Genomic DNA, 24,333 nt, shown 5'->3' with positions numbered 1-24,333 from the left:
GCTTACCTCGCAATACACGTGTGTTCTTTGTCAATACTTCTGAATGCCGAGCAGGTCTTCCACGGCGCCATTCATGTACAGGTGGGCGTCGTACACTCCCTGGTTGTAGATTTCCGGCCCGAGCTTTTCGATGACAAAATCGAGGATCAGCATGGCGGCCAGGTCACCCAAGTCTTCATCACGTTCTGTGCTGAAGTAGGTCTTGATCTCCTCGATCATCTTAGCTTTCTTCTCTTTCGACAGTACGATCTCTCGTTTCATCGTATCCTCCATCCTTGTCGTTCAACAACACCATATGGATATGATCTTCCCATTTTCCGTTGATCATCAGGTAGTCGCGGGCCAGGCCTTCCTGATGAAAACCCAGCTTCTCGACCAGATGGATCGAGGGTGTGTTACGGGGCATGATATTGGCTTCGATCCGGTGCAAGCCTAGTTCTCGAAAAATGATCTCGATTCCCATCTCCGGCGCCTCCGTCATATACCCACGGTTCAGCTGGGTCCTATCTAACCTATACCCCAAGAAACACGATTGGAAAGGCCCCCTCAGGATGTTGCTGAAGGCAACAGATCCGATGATCTGTCCCTCCTCCTCTTTTTTGAAAAGCCACAGTTTGAATAACTTTCCCCTTTTCATCTCCATTTGTTCTCTTCTGAGCTGCTTCTCTTGGTAGGTCACCTCGAAGAACGCATCTTCCCTTGGGCGCTCCCACTCGTCCAAAAAGGTGCGGTTTCTCGAGAAATAGTCCGCCACAGGGTTCGCGTGCCTTTCGTCCAAGATCTTGAGGAGCAAACGCTCCGTTTCATAGACCCTTTTCACTCGCTGATCCTCCCATCAAGCCAAAGTGCCGTTTGACTTTTCTGTAGTTTGCTTCGATGTCCTGCTGACCATCCACAAGGATCACTTCCAAACCCCTCCCTTCGGCCGTCGACCTTACCCGACGAGCGAACTCAGCATCTCGGTCCATCCAATGATCAAAAGCCTGTTTGGGATCTGAACATCCACGCAAGTAGTCCGCCACCCACGTGCGCTCTGCATATTTCTCGCGTTGGAATGTCTCAGTGGGGACGAGGCAGATATACCGTTTTGGATCGATCCCCCGGTTGACGATGCATCCCGGCAGTATGGCTGCACCTTCCACCACGAGGGGCTTTTCTCCCTGGCGGTTGGATACATCCAGTAGGATCTCTTCAAAGGCCGCGCGATAAAATGCGAACTCATCCTCCACAAGTGAATCGACAGTTCTCAACCACGTTTCATCCAATGTCATCTCCGAGAATCTTTTCATGATCGGAATGTTCTTGGCAACTCCTCTTTTTACATAAGTATCGAGAAAGTCATCGCATCGATAGTAGTCCCAACCGAACCCCTCGACCAACCGCTCAGCAATCGTGCTCTTTCCCGAGCAAGGAGATCCGCCAATCCAATAAATATCTGCACACATATGACGCACGCTCCTTTCGATTGCGTTGGCCGAGTCGTACTCAATCCGACATTTTTAGCGTTATCGACTGTTCTGATGGTATATACTGATACATATAGTATACAAGGAGGAATGATCATGCAGTTTATTGTTTCTGGTTACGATGGCAAAGATGCAGGCGCTATGGAAAGAAGACTGGCCGTGCGTGAAAAGCACCTACAACTCGCGAAGGATATGAAAGAAGAGGGGCGATTGCTCTTCGCCGCAGCTCTGCTCGATGATGATGGCCAAATGATCGGCTCGGTTCTGATGATGGATTTCACGAGCAGGGAAGCTCTTGACCAGTGGCTATCCGTCGAGCCTTATGTCACAGGTAACGTCTGGCAAGAGATCGAGGTCAAGGTCTGTCAGATTCCACCGATGTTTCTGGCATAACCCACGTCTTTCCTCTATGAGGAGCGATCAGCTGAAGTCCGGTTGATCGCTCCTCTTTCTCCTTCTCCACGCTAACCTGCGCACGCTCCGTTGGGGACCGGCTTTTCCGGTTGGGCCAAAACAGGGGTAAGGTCATTCTCGTATCCGATGTCAAACAACATGCCTTCCGATAGCTCACCGGCCATTTTTTTCGGGGCCATGTTGACCACGAACAAAGCCTGTTTGCCCACGATCTCCTGCGGATCTTCCCGTTCCCCCTGCATACCCACGAGGATCTGCCGATTGAAATCCCCGAAGTTCACCTGTAGCTTGACTAGCTTCTTCGAGCCCTTGACATTCTCCAGGGACTCGATTGTTCCCACTCGGATATCTACTTTAGACAGGTCATCAAACTGAATGTTCGCTTTAACCGGTTTGCTCTTCATGCTGATCATCTCCTTCTTCTCAATCTTCTCTCGAGTAGCCCAGAAGCTTGTCTAAGCTCCTGAGCACAGCCTCTTGGTTATCGGGGTCCAGTCCTCCTTCGACCATCCAGCTCATGGCCAGCGCTCCCTCGATGTAGAGTAACCTTCTCAGCACTTCGGTCGGTATTCCCAGTTCCCTGCCGATCACAGAGAATACCTTCTCCATCTTTGTGTCGAGGGACTGATCTTCTTGCTGATCCCAAAACTCATTCAACATATACCTCGGGATGTCAAAAATCGGATCGCCGATCACGCCTTTGGGGTCGATCACCACATAACCATTCTTCCCTTTCAGAATGTTATAGTAGTGGAAATCGCCATGTAGCAACACAGCTGACCGATAAACTCCGCTTAAGTCGATAAAATATTTTTTCGCTCTTTTCATGTGGTCGGCCACTTCACACCAGGACTCCCGTTGTGCTATGTCTTCACACGCCCGGAAAACCCAATCCTTGTAGGTTATTGGTCTGTAAGCCGGCTCCTGTCTCTTGACTGTCCTTCGTTCTTTCCTGTGCAGGCGCTTGAAAAGAGAGCAGAAAACGGCCAATCGAAGATTTACATCCTTTTCCTCCCGAAGTGTGCTGCCAGGTTCAACGGCTTCTTCCACCAGTGCACGACCCTGAGGATCAACCGTATAAAGAGAGACGATGGCATCACTTCTAAAATGATGCAATGCAAAGGCTTCTACCCTGATTTCACCTGGGTTTTTCCCGAACTTAAGGACCACAGGTCCAAGGATCTTTGAAAGGCCTCTGAGGACAAGGTTCGCATCGGTAAATTCTAGCCGCTCGAGCATTTCGATTTCCCATCGCGATACGAGTTGCCCTAGCACCTCTTCTACTGTATCGAAGTATGACCGCTCGAAGCGACCGATGATCTCTGCTTTTAATTCCGCGTCAACGTATTTTTCCACCGACTACCCCCACTCTATTCGATTGATCTTACCCATAGTTTCCCTTTGCGGATCCTTCTCCAACTGGTCCTACGCTTCCAAAAAGGACCGCTACAGCACCTGGTTTTTCAAGCGAAACAGATAATTTCCCGCTTGTGTCTTATACTTGGGGCCCTTCATCTTGCGTCGCACTTGATCGAGGTCGATCTCTCTGCTCCTCGCGAAGGTAAAATACTGCTCGAGGTCAGAGGTTACGATCTGGTGATGGGAATCGACGATCCCTATGAACTCGTAAGCTTCGTCCAGATAGGCTAGGGTGGCATCCCCGTGGCTATCGTTGGCGAGCAAGATGCCGCCCTCTCGGAGGTATCTTTTCGTCGCTTGTCCGACGAATCCTGCGTACTGGGAAATGATCAGATCGACCTTTTCAATATCGAATTGTCCTTCATAGTTCTCACCGAAAAACACGATTTCGCATGCCTTGTCATAGATTTTCTCACCATCGATGTAATCTTGGATTACCTGCAACTGCTTGAAAAATTGGATCGCTCCATTGAAATTATCAATATAGACCACCTGGGGAATCACTAGGGAGGGACTGATGTCAACATGACTGCCGGGATAAAGAGCCCTTTCCACGCCGAACGTTTCGGCCACCACTCGGTACAGCTCTTTTCTATCGCCTATCTTTCTGTTGTAGTCGAGGTACTGCTCAATGGGATTCTTCAACGGGTATGCCCCCTCTGATGTACACTGCTTGCGATTCGCCCTCTCCTAGTTCTGGGCGGTAGACGACTCGGACGATTTGCTTCTCGCGCTCTTATCGAAGACACGACATCCCTGTACTACCCATTTTCTCCGCCATCCTTTGGATAGCTTTTTTGTGTATTGTGCATGGAAAGACCCTTCATGCTTGCGATCACTTGTGATAGGGTTCGTTCCTTTGGATCCTGAAGGCCCTGTAGATTTGTTCAAGGAGGACCACCTTCATCAACTGGTGGGGAAAGGTCATCTTCGAGAAGGACAGGGCCATATTACTTCGTTTCATCACGGTCTCCGACAGTCCGAGCGACCCACCGATAACGAAGACCACATCGCTTCTTCCGCGAAGCGCCAGGTCACCGAGCTTCGAAGCCAGGTCTTCCGAGGTAAGCTGCTTGCCCTCGATCGCCAGGGCGACCACATACTGGTCGTCCTTGATCTTTGCAAGGATGCGCTCCCCCTCGGCCTCTTTCACTTGGATCATCTCGTTTTCCGAGAGCGATTCCGGCGCCTTCTCGTCGTTTACCACGACTTCCTCTAGCTTGCAGTATCGACCGAGACGCTTAACGTACTCCGCGATCGCAGCCCGAAAATATTTTTCTTTGATTTTTCCTACACTGACCACTGTAACCTTCATTCGAACCCCTTTCTATCCAAATAGGTGATCTTGGTCACCCGATCATCGCGCACTTGCATGCGATGGCTCTTGCTTTCGAAAAGCGTGTGATCGCCCTCGCGGCATGCGTGATCTACGGACGCGACAATTTCCTCGTCCGGGGAACTCTCGATCTTCCCATCGCGTACCGCCCTTTTGAAAAGATGAACATGCAAGTCTTCCGCCCCTTCCGTCGGCCGATCCCCCTTGGCATCGTTGCACTCTCTGCAGCAGAGGACCAGGTTGAACACATCGTCCGTACCCCCGCGGCTGATGGGCACCACATGATCAATAGTCATTTGTTGAAAGGACAGGGGTTTACCACAGTAAAAGCACTGTCGCTCATCGCGGTTGTACAGATATCTCTTGAGACGTCGCGTTCTCTTCACAGTCTTTCCCTCCAAAGAACAAAACCGCCTTCGGCGGCAATAAATCAAAACCTACACGGTGATTAGACTATTCATTTAGTCTATGGGTACCATAAGCCCATTGCACTTGACACACAGTGCAGTGGGTTTCCCCTTTTCATCGCAGTTTTCTGGTGTAGACATTTCGTAGACGATATCTGCATCGATTCCTTCTTCATAGCCACAACGTTTGCATCGAAACTGAACATACTCAACTGGTGCATCTGCTCCGAATGGGATGGTGTATTCTCGTTCATCCATTTCTCTTCACTCCTCGATGGTATAGTAAGACAATTCTCTGTTACATCATAAATCAATCCATACTTCGGATGCCATATCTCCCATAATTCCATCACATGCTTACATTTCTTACAACGCATCGGATCTTTTGAAAAGTTTTGAATGAGTCTTTGGCGATAACTCATTTTCGATGCTCTTTTATTCCACCAGCTTTTGCTTGTATAATAGGTCCGCTGGTAGCCACTTTTGATATATTGCTGTAAACCATACATCCTTTTCCTCGTCAAAGCAGTTCTACCTGAATAGATTCCATAGCGCCTGACTAACTTCTGATTTTTCATTGGGATATGTTGAACGAGTTTGCCCATGAATGTATGGATGCTTTCTGTGACCTCTTCTCGTTTTTCGCTCTTATGATCAATATACCAATACCTGATTTCTCTCTCAGTGACCCCCATGATGCGGTGTTCTGCCATGGCTGGTCGTGCCAAGTAGCGCCCAATATACTGGGCGCTCTTCTTGGCACTTTTCATTTTCCCCTCTGCATAAACATAAAATCCGTCTTTGTATCGTTTGAAATAGCCACTGTACTCTCGACTTTTATGGGGATTTTTCTTGATCATGTATTGGATAAGCTTATATTGCCAGATCTTTCGAAAACTCGTGTAGTTGAAATAGTTCAGTTCACCTATTTCATCGCCTTTCATCTTTATCTCAGGGATCAATGCATGTACATGTGGATTGTATTTTAAATCACGACCAAAGGTATGAACCACGCTGATCATACCAGTTTGCCACAGTAAACCTTTTTGCTTACGTCGTTTTCTTCTGTCATATGCTTCGCGATTTTTTCCATTCACCCTGTTGATGGTTTCCTCAACGACTTCCCACGCCAAGACTTGCAAATCCTTTAAGCAGTCCTTGTTATAGAAAAAGTGCGCTCTGAATTCCTCAGGTATGGTGAATACACAATGGCGATGGATCACATCTAGCAGTTTAGACTGCTGCCTATCGCTCCATTCATCACTATATCTCTTTCCACAACTATTACAAAACCTACTTTTACAGGTGAATCCAATTATCTTTTCTTCGGCGCAATGGGTACACTTATATTTGATATACCCTCCTTTTGGATCTCCACATTCGATCATCTTCTTCACTTGAGATTGAATCTGCTCTCGTTGCGACTCTGGAAACTTATGGGCATTTTCTTTCCAGAAGTCTGCAAAGTGATCCCTGAAGATATCTTTTATTCTGTATTTGGCATCAACAGTTGTTTTCATAGTATCAGTTTATCTTTCCTCTCTACTGATGCCAACTACTTATTCTCATTTCATCCACATCTCTTTGCGCATGCTATTTCCTAAGCTAAAACAAAGACCAGGTCCACGACCTGGTCATAACGTAAAGATTTGGCTGGCCCGATCGCGATAACTCATGTGCAAGGTGTAGTCTTGTCCCACCGCTAGCCCTTCAGCCTCAAGGATCCCCTTGACCGTCTCATGGGCCAGTTCGGGGAAATTGTTGTCCTTCGATAGATGCGCGAGTAGAAAGCTGCGGGTTTTGCCCATCCGATGAACTGCATAAGCTAGCTCTCCTGCCGCTTCATTCGACAAGTGCCCCACCTGACTTAGGATTCGTTTCTTCAGGTAATAGGGATAGGGGCCTACCTTGAGCATCTCGACATCGTGATTGGACTCGATCATCAAAAAGTCAGCGTCCGCCAAACGGTCCACGATCTCTTGATCAAAGGTCCCGAGATCCGTGGCGATGGCCAGTTTTTTCCCCGCGCTCTGAAAAGTATAGGCCACGGGTTCCACCGCATCGTGTGAAATCCGGTAAGGCGATACCTTGATCTCCCCGATCTGCGTGTCGCGGTCTGGCGAGATCATGATCACGTGATCCGTATTGACCTTTCCGATTTTTTCGCGCATAGCCGTCCACGTCTTTTCTGTCACGTAGAGGGGAAATCCATACCGCCTCATGAGGACACCGATCCCCTTGATATGGTCGGAATGCTCATGCGTGACGAGCAGGCCATCTACCTTCTGAATGTCCAGTTCGACCTGTCGCATGGCCGTCTCTATGTACTTTCCACTGAGCCCAGCGTCCAGCAACAAACCCGTTCCGTTCGTGTAAATATATTGGGAGTTGCCACCGCTACCGCTGGCCAGCGAACAAAATTTCAACATGTTTCGACTCCTTAAGGTTCTACCGCTTCGATGAAGTATTCTTCGCCTTTATGCGTGAGCATCCGATAATAGGGAAGCGCTTCTCCAGACTTAATATTCTCGATTAGACTCGAACCACCCAACCGGTAACCGACGGTCACATCCGTGACCTCGATACGTTCAGCCTGCACCTGTCTGCGCTGATTGATTTCTGTCATCAGCTGGTAAAGGGCCCGCTTGATATCGATCAGCGGGACGCTCTCTCCCACTTCATCCACATCGAGCCACATCCTCTCAAAATTCACGATGCGCCCATTGTGCACATCGACCACCATGTAGGCGTCCTCAAGGAAGAACTCACCATAACGCTCTTTATAGGTGACGCGGATCACCTGATCCACCGTTTCCGCTTCTTCCCGGATGACATCCTCGGTCAGATAGCCAAGGCTCCTGAGAAAATTATCCGCCAACCCAGCGGCCTCTTCCGGTGCAGACAAATTATCGGCCACGAGATGTCCCTTATAAGCATATACCAAAACTTTGTCGTTCACAACTTTGAGTTCATAGTTCGGGTCCGCACCCACCTCTTGATCCTCAAAGCGTGAGAGCCCGAAGAAGACCTCCGTCAGGTCCTCGATCCGATAGGTCTCATAGGACACAGATAGCGATCGAACGCTTTCGGGATAAGTGGCTTCGAGGGATCGGACACGGATCTGACGGTCCGACATCATGGAAAGCAGGGCATCGAGGGACGTTTCCTCGGGCGCCTGTCCATATCGATTGTAGAGAAGAATCCCCGCCAAAATCGCGTTGGTCACGAGCAAGGTGAGGATGAAGATGGTCTTGGTTTCTTTCCAGTTCAATGGGCTCAGGCCCCCTTTCCAGACACTATTGTACGCGAATATTGAGCAGTTTACCCTCGTAGATGCCGAATAGATAAGTATGATCGAGTATGGTGAACTTCCACGCCGGTAGCAGATTGCTGGTCTCCCGGTCGTAGTAGTAGACCACTTCAATGTCCTCAACTTCTTGGATGAGCTGGTAGACATAGTGCGTGACATTCTCTTCCTCAACGTCTAGCGCCAGATCGTTGAAGAAATTGCTGCTGATCAGATAGAAATTATCGTTCAGTATTCTGTCGATGTTCCGATAGCTCTCCACGATCTCCGATACATCGATACTCCTCTCGTAAGTGACCGTCTGTCTTTTCAGAGAGACCAACTGATCCCCGTGAAGCGTCACCTCGTAGGTGTGGCCCTCGTGCATGGCGGGCATGTAGAGTCCGTACCCGCGAACCCTGTGTCGGAAGGAGAAGGTCTTGACGCTCATCCGGGGATTCTCCACCGCTTCATAACCCGTCAACGTCAGGGTGTCGGGAATTTCACCATAGCGCTGGAGCCGGTCCAGAGCGATCAACAGACCCCTTCGAAAGGAGACGGGTCCCTCATAGGCGGATGGGTCGAATTTTTCGTTGTAGGTCACCGTCCCATCACTATCGAGCTTCAGAGACTTCTCTGCATAGCCGAACATGTAAACGATCGACCCGTCTGAATCGTTGAGTTTTTTGACAAAGTCAAATCGCGAACCAAAGACCGTTGTGGCAATTTCGCGTGCAGCACCTTCATCGACCTGTCCTCCGTCAAGGCTAACTTCGGGCGTCACACGGATCGTGTAAAGCGGAGCATCCATACGGAGGGGAATCAGATAGTGGTTTTCCACAAAGGGACCCTCTTGTGCCAAAATCTTCCGGAGGGAGAAATAACTCTCCACCCGTCGGTATTCGATGAATGGCTCTTGTGCTAAGTCGTCGATCAATCGCGTGAGCGATCGTCCTCTCACGGGTAAATCGATCCACCAAATCTGATCGCGATCGGGGGAAGCGAAGTAAATACCTCCGCCGTCACCCGCGGCGATCGTCACTTCATCAAACCTAGCCGTGGCCATCGCCTCGGGTACTTCGTACCCGAGCACGTCAAAAAAGTCTACCCCCTCCAAGGGAAATGGCAGACTAAAGTACACACTTTTCGAGCGGTGGGCTTCGTTCCAGGATTCCACATCCACCGTCGTCACCGTCGTTTCGCTGTTGAGCAGCATGAAATTTTCCATGGCCTCGTCCCAGAGAACTTGTCTGACCTGTTCATCGTAGACCTTGCTATACAAGTTGCCCCCAAAGCTAATGTGATAACCTTGGGGGCGAAATACATCTGCAATACTCAGGTCATGGGCAACAAAGGAAATCTCCGTCTCTCTCGGGCGCTCCAGCTGGCTCTGGTCTGTTAGGAAAACCACCGACAGCATCACGCTGAGCGCAAAGAGCACATACAAGGCGTAGGATTTCAATCTCTCCATGGACGCCTCCAAAATCGATTACTCCTTTCTCCCTACTCCGCAGTGGGGAGGAAAATTCTCTTCAGTTGTTGATCCGTATTTTGATCTGTGATTTCATTCGCTGCACCGTCGGATCGCTCTACAGTGAACCGCTTGCGATAAAGCCTTTTGTCCTCTGTCGAACGCAATTCTAACTCGTACTGCCCGGATGCCATGCGTTCAAAGGTCATGGTGAAGTAAGGCAGAATCCCCTCTTTGCGAACCGCTACATTTTCGACGACGGGTACGCGGAAAAGGTCCTGGTATTGACCACGGTATCGGTGGAAATCCGATCGGACGATCAACAGTTTCTCTTCTAAGGCCCCTAGGGAACCGATCAAATCTCCCGATGCTTCGGACAGGTTGATTTCTGAGCGAAGACTGTTGCGATCTGCTTCAAGCTGCTGCATCAAGCTTCTGAGCTCAAAGTAACGGAGGATGATCTCCTCGCGCTTCGTCCGCTCTTCGGTATTGGTGTAGGTGAGCTCAAACTCCCCCTCGGCATTTTCATCAAAAGTTACCCAGGTCTCGTCGTTGACGAGATCGAACACGTTGACTGAAGTGCCCGTGGCATTGTCGAAGGTCACTTCTTCGAACTCTGGCAATACCTCTTCCACCTTGTAAAGGTTCAACCGGGCTTCCTTCTCCTCGAGGAATCGAATAGAGACCAGCAACTGGTCCTTGACGATCACCCGCGAGCTCTCGCCCAGGGCAGGTTCGATAATTTCAAAGCTATCATCAACGATCTCCGTCGATTGAACAGCGAATGCTGCAGAGCCCATCAGGGTCATCAGCATTGCGATTATAATGAATGGCCTCATCACAGGCACTCCTCTCCCGTATATCACACTTAGTATACCTCATTATACATCGCTAGTGTTACAAGGTCATTACACGGGATTTACGCTCTATTTACACTTCTTAGTTTGATCGTCACAGTGGTCCCCTCGTGAAGGGTTGAATCGATGCCAATCTGTCCACCGTGGGCCTCGACAATCTCCTTGGCGATGGAGAGTCCAAGACCCGTACCACCGAGCTCTCTGCTCCTGGCCTTATCCACGCGGTAAAAGCGCTCGAAGATTCTCACAAGATCCTCTTCCGGTATACCGTATCCTTCATCGGCGATGACCAGCACATGCTCACCCTTCTCTTCCGACAAAGTCACGCGAATGGTCGTTTCCGGCCCAGAGTACTTCATGGCGTTGGTGAAGATGTTCAGTAGCACCTGTTCCATGCGGTCGTAATCAATCTCCACGGGATATTCCTCTTCGCGGTAGGAGAAGTCAAAGACCTGGTTCTTCTTCTCGGCAGTCACCTTAACTTTGAACAGTGTGTTCTTCACCAGCTCGGAAAGGTCCTCCCGCTCAAAACGGAAAGCCGATCGACTCGCGTCGAAGTTAGACAGCTGGAGCAAATCTTTGACCAGGCGTCCCATCCTGTCTGTTTCCGAATTGATGATATGCAAAAAAGCATTCGTCGTTTCAGGGTCCACCGTATTGTCCATCAGGGTCTCCGCATAGGATTTTATGCTCGTGAGCGGTGTTTTCAGTTCATGGGAAACATTGGCCACAAACTCCTTGCGCATCCGATCTAGGCGCTCTTGCTCTGTGATGTCCTTGATCAGAAATACCGTGCCCGCCCGGTAACCGTTCTCGTTCTTGAACGGCGCGTAGTTCACCTGCAAATACCGTTCGTCCAGATGGATCACGCGGCTGTGCACATGATCATCATGCTCAATCTCCTCAACGGATGCCCACATTCTCTCGAAGGCGACCTCCTCTTTGGAAGTCATGAAGAGCTCTTTGGCCCTAGGGTTGCAATGGATCACACGATCGAGCACATCCACAGCGATCAGGCCATCTGCCATGTAGTGAAGGATGGCCTCCATCTTGGATTTTTCCTGGCTGATCCGGCTGAGGCTATCCTTGAGCTCCGCAGAGAGGTAGTTGAACATCTCACCCAACTGTCCGATCTCATCGTTAGAAGCCACCGTGATCTTCTGATTGAAATCCCCCTCGGCCATGAGCGAGGCTTTCTCGGTGACTTCATTGATCGGATCGGTGATGGATTTCGAAATGAAATACCCCAGCAGGAGGGTGATCATCGCCGAAAGAACGGTGGCCTGGGCGATGAAATTTCTTGCTTTCTGCAGGGCCGCGTATACATCTTCCAGGTTGTAACGGAGGTACAATGCGATCTGGGTCGGCCCATCGGTCGCTACAGGGTAGATCTTGTCCATCGTGCGGATTGTATAGGACTCGCCGGCCAGGCTCATGCGTTTCATGGCCGTCTCTCCCGAGAGTCCACGCACGAGCAGATCGAAATCAAGAATGGTATCCGCCCTTCTGCCGATATTCTGCGTACTCGTGGCCAGGATACGATTCTCTGAGAGATCTACCACGTAGAGCTCTTCGCGAAGGCCCAGCTCACGGTGTGAGCTCACGATGTCATCGAGGGCCGTCTCGTTCCACAGGGGCTGGTCGATTGCCTCCAAACGGGGCATGATAATCGCCTGAATATCATCAAGGCGGCCGTCGGCATCATCGAGAAGGTACTGTTCGAAAGACTCGATGATGAAAACGCCCGCCAAGATCATGGCGATGAACACCAGAATAAAATATATGATTGTAAATCGCCACCGGATGCTCTTGAACATGCACTAAGCCCTCCTGAAGTAGTAGCCGACGCCCCTTTTCGTCAGAATGAAACGCGGGTTAGAAGAATCATCCTCGATCTTCTCGCGTAGTCGCCGGACCGTAACATCTACCGTCCGGATATCTCCGAAATACTCGTAGCCCCACACATCTTTCAAAAGCTGTTCCCGATTGAAGATTTGGTTCTCCTGCGTGGCCAGATATTTTAATAGCTCGAACTCCCTCAGTGTCAATTCGATGACCTGAGCATCCTTCTTCACCTCGTATCTGTCCAAATCGACGATCAGGTTCCCGGCGTGGATCTCATTGCCGCTCTCATCATCTGCATTCATGAGTTCGATACGCCTTAAATTCGCCTTGACACGGGCGATCAGCTCCCGCATGCCGAAGGGTTTGGTGATGTAATCATCGGCGCCAAGTTCCAGCCCCAGTACCTTGTCCACCTCTTCTTCCTTTGCGGTCAACATGATGATTGGAAACTGGTGATGGTCCCTGAGCTTCTTAAGCACTTTGAATCCATCCATCTTGGGGAGCATGACATCGAGCAGGAGCAGGTCCGGTTTTTCCTCGGAAGCCATACGATAACCCTCTTCGCCATCAAAGGCTACGAGTACATCGAATCCTTCTTTTTCGAGGTTAAATCGGATAATGTCAGAGATTGGTTTCTCATCGTCAACGACAAGAATTCGCTTATTCATTCAGAACACCTCGTTGTATTTAAGAAATCATATTATCGGAAAAAGCGAGAATCTCTTCTCGCTTAATAGTTAACGAATTGCAATGGATTGACAGGCACACCGTTTTTTCTCACTTCAAAGTGCAGGTGAGGACCAGTGCTTCGCCCGGTATTGCCGCTAAGGGCGATCTGTTCACCCTTGAAGACCTTCTGCCCTTTGGTAACCAGGATCTTGTTGTTATGGGCGTACAATGTCATCATGTTCGCACCGTGATCGATCTTCACATAATAACCATAGCCGTAACGGTCGTAACCCGTCTCCACGACCACACCACCATCGGCAGCTCGGATCGCCGTGTTCATCGGGAGTCCGATGTCGACACCTTCGTGACGACGACCCCATCGCTCTCCGAAGGGCGAGGTCACGTAGCCGCGCGATGTCGGTCTAGAAAAGGTCCCCGTCCCGATCCTCGGGGGCGGGTTCTTGGTACCCCGGTAGACGACTTTGGCCGACGGCGCTTTCACCGTCTCTTCTGCGACCACCAGTCGACCCAACTCGATGCCGTTTTCCTTGACAACATCGGCGACAATCGCACTTTCCCCGTAGGCCCCTTGGACCTTGGTCCTAAACTCTTCCTTGTACATATTGCTGTTATCTTCATAGACCACTTCAAAGGGAATTCTCTCTTCGTAATGCTGGCGCTCTTTTGTGCGCACGTTGATCAACGGTCGCGGAACGATCAAGGAAATCTCTTGACCGATCTGAATACGCTCCGGCACCACATCGGGATTCGCGCGGATCAGATCGTCCACGCTCAATCCGTAATTCTCCGAGATCACCCAAAAGTTCTCTCCGCTCTGAATGGTATGTATCTTTTCCTCTTTTGTTCCCTTCACGATATAGGCGAAGACTTCTTCCGGGTCGTCGTACTTCTCGAAAGCAGCCGCATCAATTCGCTCTTCCTTGATTTCCACCTCTTCAGAAAAATCGACCCCCGTGATCTCAATGCTCTCATCTTCAGGGAGGTACTTATCTTTCAATCGCTCCAGGAGTTCTTCTGCCTGCTCACGACGCTTGAAGTAGGCCATCTCGCTACCGTTCACCGTCAGGCTGAAGGCCGGAACGGTCACCGGTGCAATGACTTCCAGAGAACTCTCGATCTCTGGTCTCTGACCGACTGGCTTGTCCGTCGCCGCTAAATCGACGGTCGGCTCTGCAGCTGCGACTTCTCCTGCCGCCGCTTCCGTAGCCGCCAAACTCACGGTCGGCTTTGATACGATGGTCTGTTTCAGGGTCACTCCCCCGACCAAAACCAACACCAGTACCATTGCGATAAAGCTTGCTTCTATTTTATTGTCCAGCAGCCATTTCAGCTGCGGGTTCGAATGATTCGCTTGCGTATGATCGCGCCGTTTCAGCCCTTTGAATGGATAGGCCAGCACAACCAGAATACAGACCAGGACAAACTCCAGATGGTCCTTCATTCCCCGTTTTCTCATCGCTTCGCTCCTTTACACTCAGAATTAACTTGATTATATCACAATCGAAGGCAGATTGAAACACGGATAAGGCTTTCCCACAACTGGTTATGTCATCCAGTTGGACTCTCCTCGGATCCCGCGCGAAAACGGAGTGCTTCTCCCCTCGTTTTCCCACCGCGACATGTTATAATAGTCCTACAGCGAATCAGCAAGAAAGGGCGATACACATGGCATTTCACAAGAAACCACCAAAATTCGATCTCGGGGAAACCCCACTGGAGAATCTCTTCATTGAGGAGTTCATGCCCATGGCAAATGGTACCTACGTGAAGGTCTTTCTCCTCGGGTATAAATACGCATGTGATCATCATGAAATCGGCAACCGCGAGATTGCCTCGCGCCTATCCCTGTCTATTGAGGATGTGCACAACGCCTGGCTCTTCTGGGAATCCAAGCACCTGATCGAACGCCAACAGCGCTCCGACGACCCCCATGATTACGACGTGACCTTCATCAGCCTACGCCAGAGTTATATCGATTCGAACTACACCTCCCGTCAAAAGGAAACGTCCAGTACCTTGGGGGAGATGAAGGTCAAAGAATCGGATAAGTTCTTTAAAAGGATCGCCGAGATCATGGACCGTACCCTGATCTACAGTGGTGAGCAAATGAAGATCTACAACTGGAAAGACCAGTTCGGCGCATCGGAAGCCCTTATCATCAAAGCCTTCGAATATGCCGTGCAAGAAAAGAACAACAAGAATCTCAGGTACATCGAGGCCATCGTGAGAAACTGGGTCGATGCAGGTCTGAGTACGCCCACGGAGGTCACCCAATACCTCGAGCGCACGGAACGGCGTCAACTCTTCTACGCGGAAGTCTACCGCACCCTGGGCTATGGGCGCAAAGGCATCGCCATGGGCGACCGTGAACTCATCGACAAATGGTTGGATGACTTCGGATTCGCCTACGACGCCATCCTCCTGGTCTTGAAAGAGGCCTCGAAAAAAACGGCCAACGTGAACATGAACTACATGGACCGCATCATGACGGACCTGCACGCACAGGGGAAACTGGATCCAGAGTCCATCGCAACGCATTTTTCTCAGGGCCCTTCCACCGAACGGAAGACCACACCCACCCGTGCGCCCAACCGCTTCCACAATTTCGAAAAGCGCAAAGCCTACAGCAACGATGAACTCGAGACAATGCTCGGCGTAAAGAAAGGGTCTCAAGATGAGTAGACAAACGATCAATGAAGAATATCAAGCCGCACGCGATCGACACCGCCGGGAACTCGAGGAGAAGAAAAGTGAGGTCTACCGTCGGGTACCACAGATCCGACAGATCGACGAGGAGATTGCCGCCGTTAGCGTTGAGATCAGCCGCACGCTGATCGAAAGCGGCGCGGACCCCGAAGCGGGTATCCAGCATCTCAAGAGCCAGATCGACCGTCTGAAGAAAAAGCGCAACATCCTTCTGAAGGAGCTCGACCTCCCGACGGACTTTCTCTCCATGCATTACGATTGTAACCGCTGTCAGGACACGGGACTGGCGAACGGGAAACGTTGTCGTTGCTATCAAGCCAAAATCATCGATCGCGCCTATGAGATGAGCAACCTCATGATGGTGTTAGACCGAGAGAACTTCTCTCGGTTCGATGAGACCCTTTTCTCCGCCACCCCAGACCCGGCAGAAGGGAGCAGCCCGCGGGATAATATCCGCAACATCCGGCAGGAAGCGGAAACCTTCACACAACACTTTGATGAAGAGACCCGGCACTTTCTCTTCTACGGTAACACGGGGCTCGGAAAAACCTACCTCTGTAATGCGATCGCCAAGGACCTCCTGGACCGCGGAATCTCGGTCGTCTACCAAACAGCTTTCGAACTCGTGGAAACACTAGGAGATTATCGGTTCAGCCGCGACACCTCGGATCGCGATCGACTCAAGTATCGACTGCTCTTCGATGCGGATCTCTTGATTATCGATGACCTGGGCACCGAACTCACGAACGCCTTCACCAACACGGAGCTTTTCAACATCATCAACCGAAGGCTCCTGTCGAAAAAATCCATGATCATCTCCACCAATCTATCACCAGCGGAAATCGTCAACACCTATACCGACAGGATTTCCTCTAGGATCTTCGGTTCCTTCGAACTCTACAAGTTCTTCGGGCCTGATCTGCGCTGGGAGGCACGGAAAAAATAAGACCCACACGAAAGGAGGGATCCATCCGAACAAGCGGATGAATCCCTCCTTATTTTTTTTTTGCCCTGCTTGATCCTACGGTTAAAAAATCTCCTGTCGGATCAGGGTCTGACGGCGTGCAGGGCCGATGGATACCATGGTGATTGGGACACCGACGATTGCTTCGATCCGCTCGACATAGGCACGCGCCTCAGCGGGCAGGTCCTCATATGTCTCCACACCGGTCAAATCCTCCTGCCATCCCGGTAACGTTTCATAAACCGGTTCGCAGGCTTCTAAGACCCGGAGGCTCGACGGATAGGTCGTGATCAGCTCGCCTTCGTAGCGGTAGGCGGTACAGAGCTTCAGTTCGTCGAAGCCAGTGAGCACGTCAAGTAGCATCAGACTCATCGCGGTCATACCGTTCACTTTTGCTGCGTACCGGACGAGATTTGCATCGAACCAACCGCAACGACGGGGACGGCCCGTGGTTGTTCCGAATTCGTGCCCCTGCTCCCGAATGCGGTCGCCTGTAGCATTCTCCAGTTCCGTGACAAAAGGACCCTTGCCCACTCGTGTTGTGTAGGCCTTTGTGATTCCAAGCACTTCATCGATTTTATTGGGGCCAATCCCTGAACCGATGGCAAATCCACCGCTGATCGGGTGTGAGCTCGTCACATAAGGGTACGTGCCGTAATCTACATCCAGAAGCGTACCCTGGGCTCCTTCGAGCAGGATTTTCTTCCCATCCCGCACAGCTTCGTACATGATTTCCGTCGTCTCCGCTACAAAGGGACGAACGCGCTCAGCATGGGCGCGGTAACTTGCTAGCATCTCATCGATATCCAGCGGTTCTCCACCGTAGAGTTTCACGATGATCTCATTCTTTTTCTCGGCGCTACGTCGGAACATCGGCTCGAAAGTCTCCACATCCACGTAGTCGCAGATCCGGATACCGCTTCTCTCCACCTTGTCCATATAACAAGGGCCGATCCCTTTTTTGGTCGTACCAATCTGATGCTCACCGCGCGCCTCCTCGGCCAGAGCATCGATCGTCTTATGATAAGGGAAGATCACATGGGCTCGATCCGAAACGCGAATCGTCGATACATCCACCCCACGGGCCACGAGCCCATCGATCTCCTTGAGAAAACCCTCGGGATCGAAAACAACGCCGTTGCCGATGATATTCAAGGTCTTCGGGTTCAGTATCCCCGACGGAATCAAGTGTAACGCGTACTTCTGATCTTCGACAACCACAGTGTGGCCGGCGTTATTACCCCCTTGACCCCTGGCGACAACATCCGCCTTTTGGGCCAAATAGTCGATGATCTTGCCTTTACCCTCATCGCCCCACTGGGCGCCAACAATCACTACAGTCGACATAGTCCACCTCTTCTTCCATTCTTCCGAACATACACAGTCCATGGTAACAGAAAGAGCGGTGGTGGTCAATCAATTAACGAATGTTTTGTCTTGATATTTTTTTATTATTCGTTTCATAGCCTGCGACGCTTTCTTTCACATGCATCAGACAGACAGGGCAGATCGCACCGCTCTTAAATTGCACGATGGCGATCTCCTCTTCACATACTGAACAAATTCTATTCATAGTCACCCTCCTTTCTACTATATAGACACTTGAGGAGGGGATTTCGATGCAACAATTTTAATTTTCTTTCCCTATCTCCATCCACAGGTACCGGGTGTAGAGCACACCATCCCGTTCGGTGAAATCTTCCGGATAAGCCGCGAGCACTTCCCGTTTGAAGTACTGTGATTCAAAAGGCTCCTCTGTCTCCTTGAAAACCGTGAATCCAACCCGTTTGTAGAGATTCTGAGCCCGCCGGTTGAAATGGGCGGTTCTCAGGTAAACGCGCCGAATCGGCAGATCCTTGAAGACGTGATCCAGAAAACCCTCGAGTAGCAAGCGACCGTAGCCGGCACCGACGAGATCAGGATTAAGAGAAATTCCCAGCTCTCCCTCCCGGCGAAGCCAGTGGATCGACTTCAGGACCGCATAACCCACCATCTCTCTTTCGGTGAATCCACCGTACAGGATCCTTGTGATGTATGTGTTCTTGATAAAAAACCAGTACCATAGGTCGAAAGTTTTTTCGTAGGGAAAGTTGTAGTGAAAGAACCTCGGATCACCGTGCTCTCCCCATCGCGTCATGAAATGCACGTCAGAGGGGCGCATGCGCCTGATATCAAGCGCTACCATAGGTAGGTTCCTTGTCGACAAACTTCGTGTACTTGCCGACCCAGGCCAGGTGGATCTTCCCAGTTTCACCATTACGCTGCTTGGCGATAATCAGTTCCCCTTCGCCGGGGTATTCCGATTCCTCTCCGAAATAGTACTCATCGCGATAGAGGAACATCACCACATCGGCATCCTGCTCGATCGCACCGGATTCACGGAGATCTGAAAGGATCGGTCGGTGATCTGCCCGCAGCTCCGGTGCCCGGGACAGCTGGCTCAGCGCAACAACCGGACAATCGAGATCGCGGGCCAGGGCTTTCAAGGAGCGGGAGATTGTACTGATCTCCTGTTGGCGGGACTCCGACCGTCCGCCCCCGCTCATGAGCTGGAGGTAGTCGATCATGATCAGGTCCAGACCCTGCTGCATTTTAAGCCGACGTGTTTTGGCGCGGATCTCAGATACGGTCAGAGCCGGTGTATCATCAATGAAAATCTTGCCCTGGCTCAGTTTGGCACCGGCGCTCGCCAACCGTACCCAGTCATCTGCTTCTAGGGTGCCGTTTCGAATGTCTCCAATCGACACCATGGCCTCCGAGGCCAGCATACGCTGAACAAGCTGCTCCTTGGCCATCTCCAGACTGAAGATCGCCACCGTTCCCTCGCCCTTCAGGGCCGCGTGCTGGCACAGGTTAATCGAAAAGGCCGTTTTCCCCATGGAAGGGCGGGCGGCGATCAGGATCAGATCCGAACGCTGGAGACCGCTCGTCTTCTCATCCACGTACTTGAATCCCGTGCTGATGCCCGTAAGGTTGCCGGGATTCTTGTGCACTTCTTGGATCTTGGTATAGGTTTCCGTGACGATCTCGCCGATAGGGCTCAGGCTCTTGGCATTGCGATCCTGGCTGATGTCAAAGATCCGCTGTTCTGCCACATCGAGGACCACCTTGGGATCTTCCGACTGGTAGCCCGTTTCCATGATCTCAGAAGCCACACCAATGAGCTCGCGCAGGACATACTTCTCCTTCACGATCTTGGCGTGGGCCTTGGCATCCGTCGTGATCATCCCCATGTCCAACAGGAAGGAAAGATAATCGTGACCTCCGATCTCATCGAATATCCCCGCAGCTCCCAAGCGGTTGGCCACCGTGACCGAGTCCACTGGCTCGTTCTCGTTGTACAGATCGAGTATCGCCACGTAGATTTTTTCATGAGCCTGACGATAGAATTCCCGGCCCTTTAAGATCTCGAGCACATCGTGTATGGCCTCTTTCGATAGCATCATCGCTCCGAGTACAACCTGCTCTGCCTCTTGATTATGGGGTGGTACTCGCTTTACCTGTTCCATGGATCAAATCAACTCCTGTTCTCAAACGATTGAAGAGGCCCTTCAGGGCTCCATTTGTTTCTTTGAACTCCTTATGATGTGTGCGAATGGCCTCGTGCATGCGCTGCATCTCTTCCTCTTTCAGAGGAAGGGGGCCGTAGAGACCTTTTTCAAACAAGGCCTTGAGTGCCGGGTCGGGACCCAGGTCATAATAGGTTTCGAGGGCGTGCCACTGGATGTAAATCTCCGTGGCCTGGCCGATTTTCTTGCGTCGGAGGATCAACCACAGGCCCACAAAGGCCCCGGCGAGTGCCAAGAGCAACCAGGGCAAGGGGGTCCGCCCGGTCTCACCTGCAGCTCCCACGGGTAGATCCGGCGCCAGCTGATCTTCCTTGCTGGCGAGCGCCTCTTCCCGCCCCAGTTGTTCGAGTTCCTCCGAGCGGTCCAGTTCCATCGCACCCCGCTGCCGCTCCTCGAAGCTTGGCAGAGGATAGGCGGGAGTGGCCTCGAAGATGGTCCAACCTCGGTCTGGAAGGTAGGCCTCCACCCAAGCATGGGCCCTTTCATCGGTCACGGCGTACCCGCCACCGGTCGTTTCCTCGGGAAGGAGAAAACCCTCCACGTAGCGCGTGGGCACACCCAGGGTGCGCCCCATCACAGCCAGGCTCGTCGCATAATAAGTGCAGTACCCTTGCTGGGTCTCGAAAAGAAAGGTATCCACAAAATCCAACCGGTCTCCCACAGTGGGTGTGTCGAGCGTATAGGGATAGGCCTGCCGCAGGTGCTTCGTGAGCAGCATCATGATCTCCCCTGGGTCGTTGGCATCTCCTGCGATCTCAAGGGCCAAATGCCGCGTGCGATCGGTGACGCCTTCGTCCAGCGTCAGGTAGACAGAAGGGTCCTCTGGTTCTGCTGTGTCGTCAAAGCTTCCGCTCACACGGTAGCCCGTCAGCTGGGGCTCAAAATCCTGGTATTTGTAATAGGCCCCGCCATCGGCATTGATAAAGACCTGATCGCTCGACAACGATGTACTCGTAGTGCTCATGGGCAGAAAGAGCGTGCGTGTTGTCAGATGATCTAGGATCACGCGATAGTTCACCTCGGATCGTCCCGAGGCAAAGTCCCCTGCCTGATAAAGATTATGCTCGTTCGTCCAGTAGTAACCATGGTAGTCAGTGAAGGTCCTTCCCCTGAGATAACCACCACGCACATTCCCCTCGACGCGGAAGAGCAGAACACCCTCATGCCGAATGGGTCCGCCGAGGTCGCTATCGCTCTCGAAAGCGGATCGGTAGAGCACCATACGCGGCCGCTGGTATTCCGTGCGCAAGCTCACCACATCCGGCACCAGTGCATCCACACGCTGGTTGACCCATTCATAAGGCCATAAGAAGGCCATGATGTTGACGAGCACGAAAACGGAAGCGGTCAAGAAAAGGCCCAACCACTTTTTCTGATCGCGTAGCAGGAAAAGAAAGCTCCCGAACACGTATAGATTCAAGGCCATCTGGTCGATTGGATCGTACAAAAACCAACGGACCACATAGGCGAGCATGGGAAGGAACAACCAGAATCCCCACCGGCGGTTCTCGATGCGTCTAAAGGCTGCGGTGAGAAAAAAAATCAACAGCAGCAGAGCGGATACCGTTGGTGCCTCTCGTCCCATCAGGTAGTCGTACAAGCGTAAGAACGCATGCCCCGTACTCACGACGATCTCTGAGCGGAAGAACCGTACCATCCACAAGTGGGAGGACGAAACCGTTGAAAAAAGCGGCATCGCGGCCAGGATCCCTCCGATTATCACAAAGCCGAGACCCGCCCAAACCACGTAGCCCCTGGATTGTTTCCAACTGGGATGGGACCACCCCAAGAGAGCATAGTACATCGCCATCGCGATAATCGGTAGTGTATAAGGGGAAAGCAAGGCTACGAGATCAACGAAATAATCAAAGAGCAGCGCGTGCAAGATCATCAGAAAACTGATCAAGCTTAAAATATCGATCCCCCCTCACGGTGGAGAGCGTATGGACCTCGGGCCACAGGGTCTCCTCTACTCGATCGGTCACCACCAACAATCCCCGGTATGGGGTCCGTTGGCGCATGAACGCCCGATCGTTCGTGATCAACACCGTCAACAGTTGATCTCGGGCTCGCTCGAGCGTCCACCGGGAGACCAGGCCGTTGACATGAAATCGGTACTGCGTCAACGCTCCGCGGTACACAGCGGGCGCTTGTGTTTCAATCAACTGATCCCCCAGGGAGAGCACCGGGGTAACACCCCTTCTCAAGAGCTCGTCGATCAGGCTCCAGGCAAAGGAGACGAGCGTCTCGCTATCCGGCTTCTCCGGTAGTCCGTGCAGGGCCACCAGCACGCTCACCTGTCGGTTGCCCACGCGTTCGGCAACGACCATCTCGTTTCGCTTTGCTAAGTGTTTCCAAAGCACGCGTTTCAGCGGTTCCCCCAGAACATAAGGGCGGATACCCCCAGGGTCTCCCTCCTGTCGCGTGTGTTTCCCTTCGCTACCCGCTTCAGAGGGGTAGGTCATAAGCCAACCCTCTGTGATCAGTCTCCTGGTCTTCGGGTATACCGTCAGCGCAATCCCCTTATCGAATCGTCGCTGCTTTTCGAAACACCCCAGGGGATCGACAAAGTGGACTAGGATCCGGCCCACGGTAAAATAGCCCCGATGATCCATTGTCAATTCTTTCCTCGTGTTCACACGGGCGTAAGAGCCGAGGTCATGTCGCTCCGTATGAAAGTCCACGTGATAAAGTCCCTCGAGAGCCTCGAATTGTACCCGGAAGCCCATGATGGGAAGCCATCCGAGATTCTCGAATTTGAAATCGAGCGAGAAGACCTCTCCTACCTCCAGCTCGGCCTCGTCGAAGTCAAAAAAATGATAGAAATCCCGACTGTTCGCCCGTAAGATCCATTGGGCCGCACCCAAATAGGCAGTGAAAACAAAGAACAGATAATAAAAGAGCCGCGCGCCGGATAAGAGCGACAAGAGGAGCAGGGCGGCGGTAAACAATAAGAAGAGCCCCCCGCGTCGTGTCATGGCCGCTTCACCCTGGGAACGGTGATCCGCTTGAGTATCTCAATGACCAGCTGTCGTTCGGTGAGGCCGCGGTAACGGACCTCCTCATTGAGCAGCAGGCGATGGGCGAGAACATCCACGGCCAGGTGCTGAACATCCTCCGGCAAAACAAAATCCCTGCCCCTGAGAAAAGCTCGGGCTTTTGCCACGCGATAGAGATCCTTCGTCGCACGTGGACTCACGGCCAGCTTCACCCGCTCATCCACGCGAATTGCCGTGGCGATCGCAAGAATATACTCCTTGAGCGCGGGCTCTACGTAAACGCTGGCCACCTGCTCTACCGTTTCGTTGATCTGAGCGCCGCTCATCACCGGCGTCAGCGGTCGCGTCTCATCCAAATCCAATATGGCGGACTCCTGCTCTAGGGCCGGATACCCGATCTCGATCCGCATCATAAACCGGTCTAGTTGTGACTCGAGTAGCGGAAAGGTCCCTTGGTATTCCACCGGATTCTGTGTCGCGATCACCATGAAGGGGCGCTGCAAAAAATAGGCTTCTCCATCGATCGTCACCTGGCCTTCGGCCATGGCCTCCAGGAGGGCCGATTGGGTTTTCGGACTCGACCGATTGATTTCATCTGCCAGCAGTATGTTCGTGAAGATCGGACCGCGCCGCAGTTCAAAGCGGCCTTCTTTCGCGAGGAAAATATTCATGCCAAAGATATCCACGGGCATGAGATCCGATGTGAACTGAACGCGATTGAAGGCGCCATCGATGGACTCCGCCAACGCCTTTGCCAGTGTGGTCTTTCCCACACCGGGGACGTCCTCAATCAAGAGGTGTCCTCCGGCGATCAAGGTCATCACCGCACGTTCTACCTGAGCATGTTTTCCGATCATCTTCTGTTCGATTTGTTGGATCAATACATTCAACAGTCATCCCTCCC

General features: G+C 51.7%; 26 protein-coding genes. 3 read left to right on the top strand and 23 right to left on the bottom strand.

Features of this window, described 5'->3' with window-relative positions; all coding sequences use genetic code 11:
* Nucleotides 1–30: 30 nt before the first annotated feature.
* The 3 genes from ACULM0_RS09065 to ACULM0_RS09055 are packed head-to-tail and all read right to left on the bottom strand — an operon-like array spanning nt 31 to nt 1,445.
* A complete protein-coding gene (locus ACULM0_RS09065; protein ID WP_463677228.1) occupies nt 31–261 on the bottom strand; it encodes a DUF2164 domain-containing protein in 231 nt (76 codons plus the stop codon).
* Entirely contained in the window at nt 221–820 is a 600-nt protein-coding gene (locus tag ACULM0_RS09060) for a GNAT family N-acetyltransferase (RefSeq protein WP_463677227.1), read from the bottom strand. Before ACULM0_RS09060 ends, ACULM0_RS09065 begins: the two co-directional genes overlap by 41 nt.
* A complete protein-coding gene (locus ACULM0_RS09055) occupies nt 804–1,445 on the bottom strand; it encodes a hypothetical protein (protein ID WP_463677226.1) in 642 nt (213 codons plus the stop codon). Before ACULM0_RS09055 ends, ACULM0_RS09060 begins: the two co-directional genes overlap by 17 nt.
* A 117-nt stretch (nt 1,446–1,562) precedes the next feature.
* On the opposite strand from ACULM0_RS09055, the gene ACULM0_RS09050 reads away from it, so the two are divergent.
* Nucleotides 1,563–1,859, top strand: coding sequence for a YciI family protein (locus tag ACULM0_RS09050; RefSeq protein WP_463677225.1), 297 nt, complete (start codon nt 1,563–1,565; stop codon nt 1,857–1,859).
* Nucleotides 1,860–1,930: 71 nt separating this feature from the next.
* Here the strand turns inward: ACULM0_RS09050 and ACULM0_RS09045 are convergent, their stop codons facing one another.
* From ACULM0_RS09045 to ACULM0_RS08985, 13 genes are all read right to left on the bottom strand, one after another.
* Nucleotides 1,931–2,284 carry a tRNA-binding protein gene (locus ACULM0_RS09045; protein ID WP_463677224.1) on the bottom strand — a complete coding sequence of 118 codons (354 nt, stop codon included), beginning with the start codon at nt 2,282–2,284 and terminating at the stop codon, nt 1,931–1,933.
* 19 nt (nt 2,285–2,303) lie between these two features.
* A complete protein-coding gene (locus ACULM0_RS09040; protein ID WP_463677223.1) occupies nt 2,304–3,236 on the bottom strand; it encodes an aminoglycoside phosphotransferase family protein in 933 nt (310 codons plus the stop codon).
* 90 nt (nt 3,237–3,326) lie between these two features.
* Complete coding sequence (locus ACULM0_RS09035; RefSeq protein ID WP_463677222.1) at nt 3,327–3,944, bottom strand: hypothetical protein; 618 nt, start codon at nt 3,942–3,944, stop codon at nt 3,327–3,329.
* Nucleotides 3,945–4,134: 190 nt separating this feature from the next.
* Complete coding sequence (gene rlmH, locus ACULM0_RS09030) at nt 4,135–4,614, bottom strand: 23S rRNA (pseudouridine(1915)-N(3))-methyltransferase RlmH (RefSeq protein WP_463677221.1); 480 nt, start codon at nt 4,612–4,614, stop codon at nt 4,135–4,137.
* Nucleotides 4,611–5,021, bottom strand: coding sequence for an HNH endonuclease (locus ACULM0_RS09025; protein WP_463677220.1), 411 nt, complete (start codon nt 5,019–5,021; stop codon nt 4,611–4,613). Before ACULM0_RS09025 ends, rlmH begins: the two co-directional genes overlap by 4 nt.
* Before the next feature lie 80 nt (nt 5,022–5,101).
* Complete coding sequence (locus ACULM0_RS09020) at nt 5,102–6,562, bottom strand: IS91 family transposase (protein ID WP_463677149.1); 1,461 nt, start codon at nt 6,560–6,562, stop codon at nt 5,102–5,104.
* 114 nt (nt 6,563–6,676) lie between these two features.
* Nucleotides 6,677–7,471 carry an MBL fold metallo-hydrolase gene (locus tag ACULM0_RS09015; protein ID WP_463677219.1) on the bottom strand — a complete coding sequence of 265 codons (795 nt, stop codon included), beginning with the start codon at nt 7,469–7,471 and terminating at the stop codon, nt 6,677–6,679.
* A gap of 11 nt (nt 7,472–7,482) precedes the next feature.
* Nucleotides 7,483–8,313, bottom strand: a complete 831-nt coding sequence (locus ACULM0_RS09010) for a two-component system regulatory protein YycI (protein ID WP_463677218.1) — start codon at nt 8,311–8,313, stop codon at nt 7,483–7,485.
* A 25-nt stretch (nt 8,314–8,338) separates the two neighbouring features.
* Nucleotides 8,339–9,799 carry a hypothetical protein gene (locus ACULM0_RS09005; RefSeq protein ID WP_463677217.1) on the bottom strand — a complete coding sequence of 487 codons (1,461 nt, stop codon included), beginning with the start codon at nt 9,797–9,799 and terminating at the stop codon, nt 8,339–8,341.
* A gap of 32 nt (nt 9,800–9,831) precedes the next feature.
* Complete coding sequence (locus ACULM0_RS09000; protein WP_463677216.1) at nt 9,832–10,638, bottom strand: hypothetical protein; 807 nt, start codon at nt 10,636–10,638, stop codon at nt 9,832–9,834.
* 80 nt (nt 10,639–10,718) lie between these two features.
* Nucleotides 10,719–12,473, bottom strand: coding sequence for a sensor histidine kinase (locus tag ACULM0_RS08995; RefSeq protein ID WP_463677215.1), 1,755 nt, complete (start codon nt 12,471–12,473; stop codon nt 10,719–10,721).
* Nucleotides 12,474–12,476: 3 nt separating this feature from the next.
* On the bottom strand, nt 12,477–13,169 hold the full coding sequence (gene yycF / locus ACULM0_RS08990; RefSeq protein WP_463677214.1) for a response regulator YycF: 693 nt from the start codon (nt 13,167–13,169) through the stop codon (nt 12,477–12,479).
* Nucleotides 13,170–13,231: 62 nt separating this feature from the next.
* The gene (locus ACULM0_RS08985; protein ID WP_463677213.1) at nt 13,232–14,647 is read right to left on the bottom strand and encodes a peptidoglycan DD-metalloendopeptidase family protein; all 1,416 of its coding nucleotides are present in this window, start codon (nt 14,645–14,647) and stop codon (nt 13,232–13,234) included.
* A 209-nt stretch (nt 14,648–14,856) separates the two neighbouring features.
* On the opposite strand from ACULM0_RS08985, the gene ACULM0_RS08980 reads away from it, so the two are divergent.
* Together ACULM0_RS08980 and ACULM0_RS08975 are read left to right on the top strand one after the other, a co-directional pair.
* The gene (locus tag ACULM0_RS08980) at nt 14,857–15,873 is read left to right on the top strand and encodes a DnaD domain-containing protein (protein WP_463677212.1); all 1,017 of its coding nucleotides are present in this window, start codon (nt 14,857–14,859) and stop codon (nt 15,871–15,873) included.
* Nucleotides 15,866–16,843, top strand: a complete 978-nt coding sequence (locus ACULM0_RS08975; RefSeq protein WP_463677211.1) for an ATP-binding protein — start codon at nt 15,866–15,868, stop codon at nt 16,841–16,843. Before ACULM0_RS08980 ends, ACULM0_RS08975 begins: the two co-directional genes overlap by 8 nt.
* 81 nt (nt 16,844–16,924) lie before the next feature.
* Here ACULM0_RS08975 and ACULM0_RS08970 read toward each other — a convergent pair whose 3' ends face one another.
* The 7 genes from ACULM0_RS08970 to ACULM0_RS08940 form a co-directional block, all read right to left on the bottom strand.
* Nucleotides 16,925–18,208, bottom strand: a complete 1,284-nt coding sequence (locus ACULM0_RS08970; RefSeq protein ID WP_463677210.1) for an adenylosuccinate synthase — start codon at nt 18,206–18,208, stop codon at nt 16,925–16,927.
* Nucleotides 18,209–18,281: 73 nt separating this feature from the next.
* Nucleotides 18,282–18,434 (bottom strand): hypothetical protein, encoded by a 153-nt coding sequence (locus tag ACULM0_RS08965; protein WP_463677209.1) that lies wholly within the window; start codon nt 18,432–18,434, stop codon nt 18,282–18,284.
* Nucleotides 18,435–18,491: 57 nt separating this feature from the next.
* Nucleotides 18,492–19,046 (bottom strand): GNAT family N-acetyltransferase, encoded by a 555-nt coding sequence (locus ACULM0_RS08960; RefSeq protein ID WP_463677208.1) that lies wholly within the window; start codon nt 19,044–19,046, stop codon nt 18,492–18,494.
* A complete protein-coding gene (gene dnaB / locus ACULM0_RS08955) occupies nt 19,033–20,370 on the bottom strand; it encodes a replicative DNA helicase (RefSeq protein ID WP_463677207.1) in 1,338 nt (445 codons plus the stop codon). Before dnaB ends, ACULM0_RS08960 begins: the two co-directional genes overlap by 14 nt.
* Complete coding sequence (locus ACULM0_RS08950; RefSeq protein WP_463677206.1) at nt 20,339–22,336, bottom strand: transglutaminase-like domain-containing protein; 1,998 nt, start codon at nt 22,334–22,336, stop codon at nt 20,339–20,341. The genes dnaB and ACULM0_RS08950 overlap by 32 nt, the downstream gene beginning before the upstream one ends.
* The gene (locus ACULM0_RS08945) at nt 22,296–23,408 is read right to left on the bottom strand and encodes a DUF58 domain-containing protein (RefSeq protein WP_463677205.1); all 1,113 of its coding nucleotides are present in this window, start codon (nt 23,406–23,408) and stop codon (nt 22,296–22,298) included. The genes ACULM0_RS08950 and ACULM0_RS08945 overlap by 41 nt, the downstream gene beginning before the upstream one ends.
* The gene (locus ACULM0_RS08940; protein ID WP_463677204.1) at nt 23,405–24,319 is read right to left on the bottom strand and encodes an AAA family ATPase; all 915 of its coding nucleotides are present in this window, start codon (nt 24,317–24,319) and stop codon (nt 23,405–23,407) included. The genes ACULM0_RS08945 and ACULM0_RS08940 overlap by 4 nt, the downstream gene beginning before the upstream one ends.
* Nucleotides 24,320–24,333: the final 14 nt, after the last annotated feature.

It is taken from the genome of Halotolerantifilum yawarlongkerapense, from assembly GCF_054506745.1.
Note: the sequence above shows the minus strand (reverse complement) of the source record. Positions and strands in the feature narration are given on the sequence as shown.

Coding starts and splice junctions, on each gene's coding strand:
- rlmH (WP_463677221.1), bottom strand. CDS start 4,614: ATGAAGGTTACAGTGGTCAGTGTAGGAAAAATCAAAGAAAAATATTTT.
- ACULM0_RS09065 (WP_463677228.1), bottom strand. CDS start 261: ATGAAACGAGAGATCGTACTGTCGAAAGAGAAGAAAGCTAAGATGATC.
- yycF (WP_463677214.1), bottom strand. CDS start 13,169: ATGAATAAGCGAATTCTTGTCGTTGACGATGAGAAACCAATCTCTGAC.
- ACULM0_RS08945 (WP_463677205.1), bottom strand. CDS start 23,408: ATGACACGACGCGGGGGGCTCTTCTTATTGTTTACCGCCGCCCTGCTC.
- ACULM0_RS08980 (WP_463677212.1), top strand. CDS start 14,857: ATGGCATTTCACAAGAAACCACCAAAATTCGATCTCGGGGAAACCCCA.
- ACULM0_RS09000 (WP_463677216.1), bottom strand. CDS start 10,638: ATGAGGCCATTCATTATAATCGCAATGCTGATGACCCTGATGGGCTCT.
- ACULM0_RS09045 (WP_463677224.1), bottom strand. CDS start 2,284: ATGAAGAGCAAACCGGTTAAAGCGAACATTCAGTTTGATGACCTGTCT.
- ACULM0_RS08960 (WP_463677208.1), bottom strand. CDS start 19,046: ATGGTAGCGCTTGATATCAGGCGCATGCGCCCCTCTGACGTGCATTTC.
- ACULM0_RS08970 (WP_463677210.1), bottom strand. CDS start 18,208: ATGTCGACTGTAGTGATTGTTGGCGCCCAGTGGGGCGATGAGGGTAAA.
- ACULM0_RS08995 (WP_463677215.1), bottom strand. CDS start 12,473: ATGTTCAAGAGCATCCGGTGGCGATTTACAATCATATATTTTATTCTG.
- ACULM0_RS09050 (WP_463677225.1), top strand. CDS start 1,563: ATGCAGTTTATTGTTTCTGGTTACGATGGCAAAGATGCAGGCGCTATG.
- ACULM0_RS08975 (WP_463677211.1), top strand. CDS start 15,866: ATGAGTAGACAAACGATCAATGAAGAATATCAAGCCGCACGCGATCGA.
- ACULM0_RS09015 (WP_463677219.1), bottom strand. CDS start 7,471: ATGTTGAAATTTTGTTCGCTGGCCAGCGGTAGCGGTGGCAACTCCCAA.
- ACULM0_RS08965 (WP_463677209.1), bottom strand. CDS start 18,434: ATGAATAGAATTTGTTCAGTATGTGAAGAGGAGATCGCCATCGTGCAA.
- ACULM0_RS09020 (WP_463677149.1), bottom strand. CDS start 6,562: ATGAAAACAACTGTTGATGCCAAATACAGAATAAAAGATATCTTCAGG.
- ACULM0_RS09055 (WP_463677226.1), bottom strand. CDS start 1,445: ATGTGTGCAGATATTTATTGGATTGGCGGATCTCCTTGCTCGGGAAAG.
- dnaB (WP_463677207.1), bottom strand. CDS start 20,370: ATGGAACAGGTAAAGCGAGTACCACCCCATAATCAAGAGGCAGAGCAG.
- ACULM0_RS09005 (WP_463677217.1), bottom strand. CDS start 9,799: ATGGAGAGATTGAAATCCTACGCCTTGTATGTGCTCTTTGCGCTCAGC.
- ACULM0_RS08985 (WP_463677213.1), bottom strand. CDS start 14,647: ATGAGAAAACGGGGAATGAAGGACCATCTGGAGTTTGTCCTGGTCTGT.